The 15,376-nt window shown below is 38.4% G+C and carries 12 protein-coding genes; all 12 read left to right on the forward strand.

The genetic code is table 11. The features are described 5' to 3' along the window. A partial coding sequence (gene sov, locus VLB74_RS02260; RefSeq protein ID WP_325201850.1) for a T9SS outer membrane translocon Sov/SprA occupies nt 1–6,645 on the forward strand: 6,645 nt, incomplete at its 5' end. Between the two features lie 61 nt (nt 6,646–6,706). Next, complete coding sequence (gcvH, locus tag VLB74_RS02265; protein ID WP_325201851.1) at nt 6,707–7,087, forward strand: glycine cleavage system protein GcvH; 381 nt, start codon at nt 6,707–6,709, stop codon at nt 7,085–7,087. Continuing rightward, on the forward strand, nt 7,077–7,457 hold the full coding sequence (locus VLB74_RS02270) for a VanZ family protein (protein ID WP_325201852.1): 381 nt from the start codon (nt 7,077–7,079) through the stop codon (nt 7,455–7,457). Before gcvH ends, VLB74_RS02270 begins: the two co-directional genes overlap by 11 nt. A gap of 54 nt (nt 7,458–7,511) precedes the next feature. Next, nucleotides 7,512–8,255, forward strand: coding sequence for a deoxyribose-phosphate aldolase (deoC, locus tag VLB74_RS02275; protein WP_325201853.1), 744 nt, complete (start codon nt 7,512–7,514; stop codon nt 8,253–8,255). 68 nt (nt 8,256–8,323) lie between these two features. Continuing rightward, nucleotides 8,324–10,465, forward strand: a complete 2,142-nt coding sequence (locus tag VLB74_RS02280; RefSeq protein WP_414655582.1) for a gliding motility protein RemB — start codon at nt 8,324–8,326, stop codon at nt 10,463–10,465. A 54-nt stretch (nt 10,466–10,519) separates the two neighbouring features. Then, complete coding sequence (locus VLB74_RS02285; RefSeq protein WP_325201855.1) at nt 10,520–11,059, forward strand: SRPBCC family protein; 540 nt, start codon at nt 10,520–10,522, stop codon at nt 11,057–11,059. A 142-nt stretch (nt 11,060–11,201) separates the two neighbouring features. After that, the gene (cyoE, locus tag VLB74_RS02290) at nt 11,202–12,116 is read left to right on the forward strand and encodes a heme o synthase (RefSeq protein WP_414655583.1); all 915 of its coding nucleotides are present in this window, start codon (nt 11,202–11,204) and stop codon (nt 12,114–12,116) included. A gap of 8 nt (nt 12,117–12,124) precedes the next feature. Beyond that, nucleotides 12,125–12,706 (forward strand): cytochrome c oxidase subunit 3, encoded by a 582-nt coding sequence (locus tag VLB74_RS02295; RefSeq protein WP_325201861.1) that lies wholly within the window; start codon nt 12,125–12,127, stop codon nt 12,704–12,706. 44 nt (nt 12,707–12,750) lie between these two features. After that, the gene (locus tag VLB74_RS02300; protein WP_325201856.1) at nt 12,751–13,728 is read left to right on the forward strand and encodes a cytochrome c oxidase subunit 3; all 978 of its coding nucleotides are present in this window, start codon (nt 12,751–12,753) and stop codon (nt 13,726–13,728) included. A gap of 22 nt (nt 13,729–13,750) precedes the next feature. After that, on the forward strand, nt 13,751–14,101 hold the full coding sequence (locus VLB74_RS02305) for a cytochrome C oxidase subunit IV family protein (RefSeq protein WP_325201857.1): 351 nt from the start codon (nt 13,751–13,753) through the stop codon (nt 14,099–14,101). Nucleotides 14,102–14,179: 78 nt separating this feature from the next. Next, nucleotides 14,180–14,830 carry a GNAT family protein gene (locus tag VLB74_RS02310; RefSeq protein WP_325201858.1) on the forward strand — a complete coding sequence of 217 codons (651 nt, stop codon included), beginning with the start codon at nt 14,180–14,182 and terminating at the stop codon, nt 14,828–14,830. 5 nt (nt 14,831–14,835) lie between these two features. Continuing rightward, the coding region (locus VLB74_RS02315) for an SCO family protein (protein WP_325201859.1) at nt 14,836–15,376 on the forward strand (541 nt) is incomplete at its 3' end.

Below are 15,376 nucleotides of genomic sequence, written 5' to 3' on the forward strand. Positions count from 1 at the left end.
GCTTTCCAGAACCTGATAAAATTAGAATATACTCCAACGGAAGACGATATTATCCGAAAAATTGAAGTCGGTAATGTGAGTTTTCCATTAAACAGTTCCTTAATCAGAGGAGCTCAAAGTTTGTTCGGGGTTAAAACACAATTACAGTTTGGTAAAACAACGGTTACGGGAGTTTTCTCGGAACAAAAATCGCAAACGAAGTCTGTTACCGCACAAGGAGGTGGTACATTACAGGATTTCGAGTTGTTTGCGTTAGAGTATGATAATGACCGACATTATTTTCTTTCTCAGTACTTCCGAAATAAATACGACAGTGCGTTAAAAACCTATCCTGTAATCAACAGCAGGGTGCAGATTACGCGTATCGAAGTCTGGATTACGAATAAACAGAACCGCATAAATGCTACGGATAATAACTTAAGAAACATTCTTGCTTTACAGGATTTGGGTGAAGGTATGGCAGGTACTGCTCCCGGTGATGCTGTTTCCAATGCAGCGGTAGGGGTTGATAATCAGAATATCAATAACTTCTATTTGTCGCCGACTCCTCTATCTGCTCCTCCATCTAATAACGGGAACAACCGTTTTGATCCTGAATTAATTGGAAATCCTACAGGTTTGTTGAATCCTGCAATCAGGGATATCGCCACAGCGGGCAATGGTTTTAGTCCGGAGGTTGCCATCGTGGAAGGAAGGGATTATGCGAAATTGGAAAACGCCCGAAAATTATCGCCTAGTGATTATACATACCATCCTCAATTAGGGTACATTTCCTTAAACCAACGATTGGCAAATGATGAAGTGTTAGCTGTTGCTTACCAGTACAGCATTGGTGATGAAATTTATCAAGTGGGTGAATTTGGAACGGACGGAGTCGATGCTACCGAAGTAAGTGGCGGTATACCGAGTACACAGAGTTTGATTCTGAAAATGTTAAAAAGTAACCTGAACAATATTGATCAACCGGTTTGGAATTTAATGATGAAAAATATTTATCAGATTCCGGGCGCTTATCAATTGTCTCAAGAGGATTTCCGATTCAATATCCTGTATACGGATCCTTCGCCTTTAAATTATATAACTCCGGTTCCCGGAACACCATTTCCGCCAAACGATCCGTTGAATCCTGAAAACAATGTTAATGAGACTCCTTTGTTGAAGGTGTTTAATCTGGATAAGTTAAATTATACAAATGACCCTCAAACAGGAGGTGACGGATTTTTCGATTTCATTCCGGGGATGACTGTTGATACCCAAAACGGACGCCTTGTCTTTACAACTGTTGAGCCTTTTGGGAAGTTGTTGTTCGATAAGCTAAAAGCATCTCCGACTTCTTTTGAAGATTATGAAGATCCGTTGTCATATAATGCGAATCAGCGAAAATACGTTTTCAAAAACCTATACGATAAAACCCAGGCTTTAGCACTTCAGGACAGTGAAAAAAATAAGTTTCAGTTAAAAGGGAAATTTAAATCAACCGGAGGTGAGGGTATTTCCATCGGAGCCTTCAATGTACCTCAAGGTTCGGTCGTGGTTTCTACCGGCGGACGTATTTTGGTGGAAGGTGTGGATTATACCGTAGACTATCAAAGAGGTCGTGTGCAAATTCTTGACCCTACACTTGCCAATGCTCCGATAGATGTTTCCCTTGAAAATAATTCGGTTTTCGGTCAGCAGACAAGACGTTTTTTCGGTGTTAACGTAGAGCATAAATTCACCGATAAGTTTCAGTTGGCAGGATCGTTCCTTCGTATGTCTGAAAAGCCATTTACCCAAAAATCCAATTACGGACAGGAATCAGTAAACAATACAATCGTCGGATTGAACGGTAATTTTTCAACGGAAATCCCATTGTTTACACGTCTTGTAAATAAGTTGCCGAATCTCGATACAGATGTTCCGTCTAATTTTTCTTTCCGTGGCGAGATTGCTTATTTGATGCCTGATGCTCCTAAAAATGACAGTTTTAACGGTGAGGCTACAATTTATATTGACGATTTTGAAGGATCGCAATCTACGATAGATATGAGATCTCCCCAGGCTTGGTACCTGGCAAGTACACCTTTGGAGGGTGACTTGGATGGTGTTCCTGGTGAAGCTTCCGGTTCGCCTTCAGATGATTTGTCTGTAGGGTATAAAAGGGCTAAATTGTCCTGGTATACCATTGATCCGGTGTTTTATGTAGAAAGCCAGCGACCTGACGGAATTTCGGAAGAAGACATGCTTAACAACAGGGTAAGAAGGATTTATAGTGATGAATTGTATCCGAATGTAGATATTGCCCAAGGACAGTCTACGGTGGTAAGTACGTTGGATTTGACTTATTATCCTGCTGAAAGAGGACCGTACAACTACAGTCCACTGGCAAATCCTGCTACCAATGCATTGGCCAACCCACAAAACAACTGGGGAGGAATCATGCGTGCAATCAACTCGACAAACTTTGAGCAATCCAATGTGGAATACATCCAGTTTTGGATGATGGATCCTTATTATGGGCAAAACCCGGGTGATACCACTCCATTAACGAACACTGGTAAACTGACCATCAATTTAGGGGAAATTTCCGAAGATATCCTTAATGACGGAAGAAAATTATACGAAAACGGATTGCCGGAAGTTGGTTCTACATTGCCTACCTATTCTACAAACTGGGGTAATATACCTTCTGCGCAATCTTTAATCTATGCTTTTGATTCGGATGAAAACAACCGCGCAGTTCAAGACGTTGGTTTAAATGGATTGAAGGATGCCGAAGAGATTGTTAAATATCCTTCGTTTGCGGTAAATCCAGACCCTTCCGCAGATAACTATCAGTATTATTTGAATGCGAGTGGAAACGTACTTGAGCGTTATAGAAACTATAATGGCTTGGAAGGAAACTCGCCGGTAAGCTTATCCGATACTAACCGAGGCTCTACAACGTTGCCGGATGTGGAAGACGTTAATCGTGATAATACCATGAATACGATAAACGCCTATTATAAGTTTGAAATACCGATTCTGCCGAATCCGGTAATTGGTCAGAATTATGTTGTAGATACAAGAGTAAACGATGCTGTGCCGATTACCAACGGTACAACTAAAGTTAGATGGGTACTTTATAAAGTTCCGATTTTGGAGGCTACTACTGCCAATACAGTTGGTTCGATATCCGATTTCCGTTCGATTCGTTTTATGCGAATGTTCCTGACTGAATTCCCAGAAGAGTTAACGTTGCGTTTCGGATCCCTGGATTTGGTTCGTGGCGAATGGAGACGTTATTTGTCTTCTATGGACAATAATGACCCGGATGTTACCGATGATAATACCGGTTTTGATGTGACTTCATTGAATATTCAGGAAAATGGAGACAGAAATCCAATTCCTTACGTAATGCCTCCGGGAGTAGAACGTGAGCAGTTAAACAACAACAACTCCATTATCGACCAGAACGAGCAATCACTTTCGTTGCGCGTCTACTCTAAAGACGGTTCGCCTACAGGCGGATTGGAAGATAAAGATGCCCGTTCCGTTTTCAAGAATGTGAGTGTAGATATGCGTCAGTTCAAGAAATTGCGTATGTTTTTACATGCGGAATCGTTAGAGACCAGTAGTGATTTGCAAAATGATGAGATGGTGGCTTTTATTCGTTTCGGAAACGACTTTTCTCAAAATTTTTATGAAGTTCAGATTCCATTGAAGCCAACTGCCTTTGGGGAAACTGACCCTGCGAGAATTTGGCCTGTCGCAAATGAGATTGATTTGGCTTTATCGTTACTTACGCAGTTAAAGATTAGAGCCTTACAAGGGACGCTTCCTCCGGATGATGATCTGACTGATGGAATACAATTTGTTAGTGAGGATTTTCTTGACGGCTCTCTGGCAGGAAAAGAAAACCTGTTGAGAATCGGGGTGGCAGGAAATCCGAATTTCGGGTTGGTCAGAACGTTAATGGTCGGAGTGAGAAACAGAACCAATCCGGGGAAAACAATCCGTGGTGAGGTATGGTTTAATGAATTGCGTATGTCCGACATGGATAACAAAGGAGGTTGGGCTGCTGTTGCTGCTATGGATACTAACTTTGCTGATTTCGCAGACCTCTCTGCTGCCGGTAGAAGAACTACTATAGGCTTTGGCGGATTGGAAGAAGGCCCGAATGAAAGAAGTCGTGAAGATGTGATTCAGTATAATCTTGTTACTAATGTCAATGCCGGGAAATTGCTTCCGAAGAAATGGGGGATGACCATTCCGTTCAATTATGCGGTAGGAGAAGAAACAATTACGCCGAAGTATGACCCTTTTTATCAGGATATCGAGCTGGAAACGCTACTCGATGTTACACAAGATGCGGCCGAGCGTGCCAATATTGAAGATCGTGCCATCGATTATACCAAACGTACCAGTATTAATTTTATCGGTGTTAAAAAAGAAAGAACAGCAGAGCAGAAACAACATTTCTATGATCCTGAAAATTTCACACTTTCACATTCTTTTAATGAAATGGAACACCATGATTTCCAGATTAAGAGTTTGTTGGATCAACAGGTGAAATCTTCGGTTGACTATGCTTTTGCTTTCAAACCGAATTCTGTGGAGCCTTTCAAGACTAATAAATTCATGAAGAAAAGCAGTTACTGGAAATTGTTGAGTGACTTCAATTTCAGCTATCTGCCTACGACGGTTTCCTTCTCTACAAATATACTTCGTCAGTATAACCGACAGGAATTCAGACAGGTTGAAGTGGAAGGTATTGGTTTGGATCCGCTTTACAGAAGAAATTATTTGTATAATTACAATTACGGGTTCAATTACAGTTTCTCAAAAGGACTGCGATTCAGTTATAATGTGGCTAATAACAATATTGTCCGCAATTATTTTGATGAGAACAAGATGCCTATTGAAGAACTAACTGTTTGGGATGATTATTTCAATATTGGAGAATCTAATTTGCATACGCAGCAGTTAATAGTTAATTATGACCTGCCGATCAATAAGATTCCTGTATTGTCTTTCATTAAGTCTGTTTACTCCTATACCAGTGATTACAGCTGGCAACGTTCGTCAGATGCTATGTCGTCAATTATTTATGAAGGAAACGGGGTTGAATATTCGTTAGGGAATACGATTCAGAATGCAGCATCCCATAAGCTGAACAATACCCTGACCATGGATTTGTTTTATAAATATATCGGCTTAACCGCTAAAAAGAATAAAACAGCTAAACCGCAAGCAAAACCTGCAACACCAAAACCTGGTCAGAAAGTTACGGCTGCACCGACAAATGCATCGGAGGATCGTAGTTTGTTTTCGGAAATATTGATAGGTGCCGTTACAGGATTAAAAACGGTACAGGTAAATTATACGCAAACGGAAGGTACGATGTTGCCTGGATATTTGCCAAGAGTAGGTTTCCTTGGGACCTCAAAACCTACCGTAGGTTTCGTTTTGGGTAGTCAGGCAGATGTTCGTTATGAAGCCGCTAAAAACGGTTGGTTAACCTATTATCCGGAATTCAACCAGAGCTTTACCAAAGTAAACAATAAAGTTCTGAATATAACAGGGCAAATTGAGCTATTCCCTGATTTTAAAATAGATCTATTGGCAGACTGGCTTAAGAGTAAGAATTTTTCAGAACAGTATGATGTAGATGAAAACAGCGTATATCATCCTCGCTCACCATACAGTTTTGGAAATTATTCCATGTCAACCGTTCTGATTGCAACATCATTCAGTAAAAGTGACGAAAATGTTTCGTCAGCCTTTGAGGATTTTAGAGCGAATCGTTTAATAATTGCTAACCGATTGGCGACTGAACGCGGAATTGATATTACGAACCCAGCCAATATTGATGCGGAAGGTTATCCTAAAGGATATGGTAAAAACAGTCAGGCAGTTTTGCTTCCTGCTTTTTATGCTGCTTATAAAGGAACTGATGCTGAAAAAATCCAGACTGGTCCTTTCAGGGATTTTCCTTTACCTAACTGGAATATTAAGTATACCGGTTTAATGCGTTATGGCTGGTTTAAAGATAGGTTCAAACGTTTCTCTTTACAGCATGGTTACCGCGCGGCTTACACATTGAATTCCTATCGTTCTAACTATGAATATTACGAAAACCCAGATCCGGATGTGTCTTCAGGAACGGTTAATTATCCTGTAAAAGATATTATTGCCAATGTGAATTTAGTAGAGCAGTTCAACCCACTGATCCGAATGGATTTTGAAATGAAAAGTTCGATTAAAGTCCTTGCGGAAATGAAGCGTGATCGCGCAATGTCATTAAGTTTTGATAACAATTTGCTGACAGAGGTTAAAGGTAATGAGTACATCGTAGGATTAGGATACCGTGTTAAAGACATTACTTTTACTTCGTCTCTTGCAGATGACCCGTCGGGTGTTATTAAAAGTGATATTAACCTGAAAGCCGATGTGTCTTTCCGAAACAACAAAACGATAGTTCGTTATTTGGATTATGACAACAATCAGTTGGGAGGTGGTCAGAATATCTGGTCAATTAAATTCACAGCCGATTATTCGTTCAGCAAGAACCTGACTGCGATTTTCTATTACGATCATTCGTTCTCAAAAGCGGTTATATCCACTACGTTCCCGATAACAAACATCCGTTCCGGATTTACGTTACGATATAACTTTGGAAATTAAAGAAAAAACATTTTATAGTTAACGCGAATAGATATACATTTGTCGAATAAAAATTAACACAATGAATATACCAGCTAATTTAAAGTACACAAAAGACCATGAATGGGTTAGCATTGATGGCGATGTTGCAACTGTAGGAATTACAGATTTTGCACAGAAAGAACTTGGAGATATCGTTTACGTTGAAGTTGAAACGTTAGATCAGACGTTAGCAAAAGACGAAGTTTTTGGTACTGTTGAGGCAGTAAAGACTGTTTCTGATTTATTTTTACCACTTTCAGGTGAAATTATCGAGTTCAACGAAGAATTGGAAACAACTCCGGAAGCTGTGAATTCAGATGCATATGGAGCAGGATGGATGGTGAAAGTTAAAATTTCAGATGCTTCTGAAATCGATTCATTGTTGTCAAGCGAAGATTATAAAGCACTAATTGGAGCATAAGAAAAATTTTCTTTTAGCGATACTTTGGACGTTGGCTATCGCGGCTGCCTGCCTGATTAGTATGGACAAAGTGCCGACGGTACCGGTTTTTGGTAAAGATAAAACGATTCACTCCTTTTTTTATTTGGTCTTTTCTATATTATGGTTTTTGTTTCTCTCGAAAGAATTTCCTAAATGGACTTTTATACAAAAGGCTTTGGTGGTTTTGGTGTCTTCCTTTTTATATGGCGGAATTATTGAAATCTGTCAGGGACTTTTCACCACGTCAAGACAGGCAGATCTGTTAGATGTCCTAGCCAATATGTCCGGTAGCGTGATCGCTGTCATAGCTTTGTTTCTTATAACGAGACTAAAGAAATTAAGTGCTTAAAAAAATAGTACGAATAAATCTCCCACTTCGGTGGGATTTTTTTATTTTTATCGCATGGAGATACGACAATATTTGGATTCAACCTATTTGAAAACCGCTTCTCAAGCCGGTTTGACCAAAGCTCAAAACATCGAGATAGTTAGAAGTTTTGTGCAGGAAGCTATTGATGAAAAATTCAAGCTTATCATGATCCGCCCGGATATGGTGGCCTTGGCTAAAGAAATGATCACAGCCTCAAATTCTAAAGTCGATGTGGGTACCGTTATTGATTTTCCAAATGGAGACGGATTATTAGAAGACGCACTTAAGGAAGCGGAAACGGCTATTGCCAATGGTGCCAATGACCTTGATTTTGTTGTGAATTATGAAGCTTTTAAAAGAGGGGAATTGGATTATGTGAAAAAACAAGTGTTGGAAGGAACAAGACTTGGGCTTTCCCATAACCGAATTGTCAAATGGATCATAGAAGTGGCTGCGCTGAATGATCATCAGATTGTGCAGTTAACAGCACTTATAAAAAATATGGTTGTTGCTAATTTTAAAGAAGAGCAATATGCAAATGTCTTTGTGAAATCTTCAACCGGATTTTATACAACGAATCCCGGAATGCCTAATGGCGCTACAATTCCATCAGTTAAATTAATGATCGAAAATGCTTTTCCGTTGTCTGTAAAGGCGGCAGGAGGGGTGCGGACTTACGAAGAAGCTCTGGAGATGATTGCTTTAGGGGTAAAACGAATCGGAACGTCATCGGCTAAAGCCATAGCAAACGGACAGGTTTCGCAAAATGAGTACTAAATGCAGATTTTTTTCGTTGATTGAATTCAGCTAAAAAAATTTGACTGTTATAAAGCAATTAAAAACAAATGAAATATTTAATAGCATTACTTTTTTCTTTCGGCTTTTGCCAATTTATTACTGCACAAACCCATTCGACGGAACAATTTCCTGTTTTTCCTGAATGTAAAATGTCAACAGTTAGCCAGCAAGAGGCTTGTTTTTACAATACTCTTCAAAATTTTGTTTACACGAATTTTAAAGTGCCGCAATCTGTTACCGATAAAAATTTTAAGGGTTCAGTAATTGCCCTTTTCGAAGTCGATACTACCGGGACATTCAAAGTGCTGTATGCAGATGCTCCGTATCCGGAATTATCAGAGGAGACAAAGCGTGTTTTTTCGCTGTTGCCGAAAATAGAACCTTCAAAATACGACGGAAGGTCCAGCTATTCTAAATATTCAATCAAAATTGCTATCCCTTTAGTTAAACCCGCTGTTTTTGGAGCTCCGGTAGTAATGGATCAGGGAAATAAAAATGCGGTAATCGATCCGAAGTCGGAGTCAAAGGAATATGAATCCGTAGTGTATAAGAAATTCGACAATCCACAGTACAAGAGCAGTTTGAATATTCCTTTTACACATGCTGTTTACAGTGAGTTTGATCCGTCTTTGAACCAGGTTGGTACGAACAATCACACGGCTTCAAAACCTTATGTTTATACAGAAGTCACAAAATATCAGGATTTAGAAGCAACGTATAAAAAGAATTTGCTTAACAAGCAGTCTTGGTTTGGTCGAAAATTGTGGAATGAGCATTTGATCGCGCTTCAAGGGGATATTTATTGGTTTACCATGGATCCGATTTTTGATTTTCGTTTAGGTAAAGATTTCAGCAGTGAAACCGTTGACAATACTTTTGTGAACACTCGTGGGATTAATGTACAGGGAGGCCTTGGAGAACAATTATTTTTTACAACCTCTATTTTTGAAAGCCAGGGTAGATTCGCGGATTATTACAACGAGTATGCTGAATCCATTAGGCCTGCTGGCGGAAATCCTGCGATTATACCTGGAATTGGTATTGCAAAGGATTTTAAAACAGATGCTTACGACTTTCCTTCAGCCGATGCGAATCTGATGTTTGCGCCTGCTAAATTTATCAATCTTCAGTTGGGTTACGGACGTAATTTCATCGGAGACGGTTATCGTTCTTTATTTACCGGTGATGCCGCAAGTCCGTATCCGTATTTTAAAATCAATACCACATTTTGGAAAATCAAATATACCAATACGTATATGTGGTTGAAGGATGTGCGTCCTGAAGCTACCGATGATCTTGATGGTACCTATGGGTCGAAATACATGGCCAATCATTATTTGAGCTGGAATGTTTCCAAACGTTTCAATGTTGGTCTTTTCGAGTCGGTTGTTTGGACAGACACAAACGGCAGAGGTTTTGACATGAGTTTTGTGAATCCGATAATCTTCTTCCGTTCCGTGGAGTTTTCATCTTCTTCAAAAAGTGGAAATGCCACATTAGGTTTCGCGTCAAAATACAAATGGAACAGCAGGGTGAATTTATACGGACAGTTTTTCCTGGACGAGTTTTCATTGGATGATATGAAAGCCGGAAATAAGAGTTGGAAGAATAAATTTGCCTATCAGTTAGGGGCGAAATACTATGATGCTTTTAAAGTTAAGAACCTGATGTTGCAGTCAGAGTTCAATCTGGTTCGTCCATATACGTATTCTCATAGTAATGTTATCACCAACTACGGTCACAACAACCAAAGTATGGCGCACCCGTGGGGAGCAAATTTTTATGAGTTGGCGCTAATAGGCCGTTATTATAAAGGAAGATGGTTTGCCAATACGAAGTTTACTTATGGAGTAAAAGGATTCGATTTCGAAAAACCGGCCGATGGGGTTTCAGTTCCTTATTCTAATTATGGAGGGGATATTTATCGTACTTATGAAGCAGACCGTTATGCCGAAACGGGTGTAAAAGTCGGCCAGGGAAATAAAACCAATTTACTGATTGCCGATTTACAGGCTGGTTACGTGGTCAATCCTGCCATGAATCTTAAAATTTTCGGTAACCTGATTTACAGAAATTTTGATCCGACGGCTGAAGTTAGTAGTGAGACTTTAGTAATTACACGCAGAAGTACAACGTGGTTTTCTATAGGTCTTCGTTCTGACTTATTTAACTGGTATTACGATTTTTAATATTTTATAAATTTTTTTCGTACATTTAATTGCCAACTTTTAAAAATTAAATGTATGCGAATTTTAAAAAAACTACTATTATTTGTTCTGGCCATTGCGGTCATCTTAATGGTTGCCGGGCTTTTTGTGAAAAAAGACTACGCCATGGAGCGTGAGATTATAATCAATAAATCGGAGGCTGAAGTTTTTAAATACATACGAATGGTTAAGAACCAGGATAATTTCAGTGTTTGGAATAAAAAAGATCCTAATGCTAAAAAAGAATACAAAGGTACAGATGGTGAAGTAGGTTTTGTGTATTCCTGGGACAGTGATAATAATGAAGTGGGCAAGGGTGAACAGGAAATTATGAAGATAACTGAAAATGAAAGGATTGATTTGAAATTGCGTTTCAAAGAGCCTTTTGAAGCGGAAGATGATGCTTACTTTACAACGGATGATCTTACACCGAACCAGACTAAAGTGAAATGGGGTTTTAAAGGCCATCTTGATTATCCTATGAATTTATTCCTCTTAACAGTGGATATGGAAAAGGAATTGGGAGGGGATTTGGAAACCGGGCTGAAGGATTTAAAGAAAATTTTGGAACAATAATAAGATTGACATAATAAAAAAAGTAAGGCAGGCTGAAAAGCTTGCCTTTTTTGTTAAAACTTTTTTTGAAACTTGATTTTAAAGGATTGCTATTGAGAAATATAAATTTTGAAGTATATTTGCCCACCCTTTTGAAAATTAAATGAAAATTGCATTGGATACTTCGAAAAAATCGTTAACCCTGACGTCTTTACTAACTGATTTTAAAGAAATCACAAAAGCCGGATTGGCTGTCAGTGTGGTTTTTTCCTCTATCGTTGGATATCTTCTTGGGGTTTCTGATGAATTTCCTTTTTCCTGGATGACTTTTATATTGCTTGCAGTAGGAGGTTACTGTATGGTGGGTGCTTCTAATGTTTACAATCAGATCATTGAGAAAGATTTGGATGCTTTGATGGACAGAACCAAGAACAGGCCATTGCCTTCCGGAAGGACAACAAAACAAAATGCATTTATTCTTGGTACTGCCCTTACGCTTATCGGATTGACGATTTTGTACAGTATCAATCCAAAAACTGCTATGTTTGGGGCGATTTCAATCTTTCTTTATACCTGTGTTTATACCCCTTTAAAAACGATTACGCCACTTTCTGTTTTTGTTGGTGCGTTTCCCGGTGCCATTCCTTTTATGTTAGGCTGGGTTGCGGCTACCAATAATTTCGGAATCGAAGCAGGAACCTTGTTTTTGATTCAGTTTTTCTGGCAGTTTCCGCATTTTTGGGCCATAGGATGGTTTTTGTATAAAGATTATGAAAAAGCAGGTTTCTTTATGTTGCCAACCGGAAAACAGGACAAGAAAACCGCTTTGCAAACTATCTTGTATACCGTTTGGCTGATAATAGCTTCGCTGCTGCCGGTATTAGGGTTTACAGGAGATTTGAAATTAAGTTATATCGCAGCCGGCATCGTATTGTTACTGGGCTTATGGATGCTTTATTTTGCGGTAAAATTATACAAGGAAATGGATGAGAAAGCGGCCAGAAAACTTATGTTGGTAAGCGTTTCTTATATTTCTTTGTTACAGTTAGTATATGTTATAGATAAATTTTTAAGATAATGGGAGTTATGGAAATGTCACTTCAGGAATACAACGATAGAAAGGCAAAGTCTTATAAGATGCTGCTTTGGTTCGCAATGATAAGCATCTTGATGGTTTTTGCCGGATTAACCAGTGCTTATGTGATTAGTAAATCCAGACCGGATTGGTTAAATGATTTTACTTTGCCGTCAGCCTTCATCGCCAGTACCGTGGTTATGGTGTTGAGTAGTGTTTCTTTTCATTTGGCAAAAAAAGCAATTCAAAAAGATAACAGAAAAGCTACAACAATGTATCTTTTAGCTACTTTGGTTTTAGGTTTGGCTTTCGTTTTTCTGCAATTTAAAGGCTTTAGTCAGGTAATTGCTTCGGGATATTTTTTTACCGGAAGTGAAAGCACAATCACCACTTCGTTTCTTTATGTAGTGGTTATGGTTCACTTGGCGCACCTTTTTGGAGGACTTGTGTCGCTTTTAATTATAATTTATAATCATTTTAAACAAAAATACAATTCTGGTCAAACCCTTGGTATTGAGCTTGGTGCGATGTTTTGGCACTTTCTTGATTTCTTGTGGTTGTACTTGTTTTTATTTTTCTATTTCTACAAATAGAAAAAAAATGTAAATTTGGGAACTTTTTAACTAATAACTTTACAATGGGAGCGACAGTTACTACAACAGCTACTAACGAAAAAACTTGGGATGGCGGAAACGAGCCAATGGGAGCAAGTTATGGCAAAATGATGATGTGGTTTTTTATCGTATCGGATGCTTTAACATTCTCTGGATTCCTTGCTGCTTACGGTTTTTCAAGATTTAAATTTATTGAAACCTGGCCAATTGCGGATGAAGTATTTACACACTTTCCGTTCTTGCACGGTGTAGATGCGCCAATGTACTATGTGGCTTTAATGACTTTTATATTAATCTTCTCTTCTGTTACTATGGTATTGGCAGTTGATGCAGGTCATCAATTGAAAAAAACCAAAGTTGCAGTTTATATGCTTTTGACCATTTTGGGAGGTATTATCTTCTTGGGTTCACAGGCATGGGAGTGGAAAAACTTTATTCAGGGTTCTCATGGAGCTATTGAAACTAAAGGAGGTTCTATTCTTCAGTTTGTAGACAAAGACGGGAAAAGAGTTGCTTTAGCTGATTTCGCGGCTCATTTGCCAAAAGAGAGAATTCAGAAAGAAAGAAGACTGGGAGTTTGGTTCGAAAGCGGAGAAACAATCGCTAACTATTCTGTGGCAGAAGTTGTGGAAGGCTTTAAAGCAAATCCGAACATTCTGATCCGTTCTGAACATATCAATAAAGATAAGAAGAAAACTGTTTTAACCAGAGAAGAGTCTTTAGAGCGTTTGAAAGATGCTCAATTGGTAGTGGAAGGTGCTAACCTGAAACATAACGAATACGGGCACAAATTATTTGCTAACTTCTTCTTCTTTATTACCGGTTTCCACGGATTCCACGTGTTCTCGGGAGTTTTAATCAATATTTTGATTTTCTTCAACGTAATCCTTGGAACATATGAGAAGAGAAGAAGCTATGAAATGGTTGAAAAGGTTGGGTTGTACTGGCACTTTGTAGATTTAGTTTGGGTGTTCGTATTTACATTCTTCTATTTAGTGTAATTTATATAATTAAGAAAGAATCATGGGACACGCACACGAATCTAATACAAAAAGAATTTGGATGGTTTTCGGACTTTTGTCTGTAATAACTATCGTAGAGGTTTATTTGGGAATCCACAAACCGCTTTGGCTATATAAACCGGAGCTTTTGTCAATGAATTTGTTAAACTGGATATTCATCATATTGACTATTTTTAAAGCTTACTACATTATGTGGGCTTTCATGCACTTGGAAGGTGAGAAAAGCAATTTAAGAACGTCAATTGTTGGGCCGCTTGTTTTTTTAATACTCTATTTAGTGTTCATCTTACTAGTAGAAGGTAATTATGTTTTTGATGTGTTTAAAACTTCTCATTATAAATGGATATTTTAAGAACATATTAACTTATAAAAAAGGTACACTATTGTGTACCTTTTTTTATTTTTGCACCCAAGTAATCAGTATTCTAGCATGAAAAAATATATTGTTCTGACCGTTTTGTTCGCTTTGCCTATTTGCGCCTACCTTTTCTTTTCCTCTGGCGTAAATAATTTTGTTAAACTGCCCACACTTACATCTAATGTGCCGGAGATATCCCAATGGACTTCATTAGACGGTAAACCCGTAAGTCTTAAAGAAAAAATAACCATACTTGGTTTTCCCGGTTCTGAAATTTTAAAGGAAAAAGGAAATTCGTTTAATCTGGATCAGAAAATCTACAATAAAAATAAAGAGTTTCAGGATTTTCAGGTTGTGATGGTAGCTCCAATAGGTGCTGAAGGTCAGGCTAAAGAACTGATGACAGAATTGGGCAGGATTTCGGATTTGTCCAAGTGGCATTTCGTTTTCGCTAAACCGGAAGAGATAAAAACGTTTTACTCTAAACTGAAACTTGTGGGGCAACTGAATGAAAATCTGGCCACGTCCAATGTTTACATCGTGGATAAAGATTTGAACCTTAGAGGCAGAAAAGGGAAAAATAAAAAAGGTGAAGTAGAATATAAAGAAGGGTATAATGCTATATCGGCAGCCGATCTTCACAATGAAATGTCGGATGATGTCAAAATTATTTTAGCCGAATACCGCCTGGAACTGAAAAGAAATAACAAAAGAAAAATATAATTGTAATGAAAAATAAATCTTATATAGGGATTTCATTCATCGTATTGCTGTTTGGTATTTGGTCCGTTCCGAAAATAGTGGCTAAATTCCAGAAATCGGATTTATATACCATCGGACCGGTTCCGAAATTTGAATTAACAGATCAGAGCAATAAGAAAATTTCCAACAAAGATTATTTAGGGAAGGTGTATGTGATAGAGTTCTTTTTTTCGACCTGTCCGACCATTTGCCCGAAAATGAATCAGAACATGTTGCAATTGCAAAAGGAGTTCTATGGAAAACCGGATTTCGGAATCGCATCCATAACGATTGATCCTGCAAAAGATACTCCGGAACATTTAAAAGAGCATGCTGAAACACTGGGGGTTAAACATTATAATTGGCATTTTCTCACGGGGGACAAAACATACATTTATAAATTAGCCCAAACAGGATTTAATCTTTATGCAGGCGAAAATATAAATGCAAACGGTGGATTTGAACATTCCGGAATGTTTGCATTGGTTGATAAAGAAGGCAATATCCGTTGTAGAAGAGATGAGTTCG

The sequence above is a fragment of the Flavobacterium sp. genome, from assembly GCF_035456225.1.
Classification (GTDB): domain Bacteria; phylum Bacteroidota; class Bacteroidia; order Flavobacteriales; family Flavobacteriaceae; genus Flavobacterium.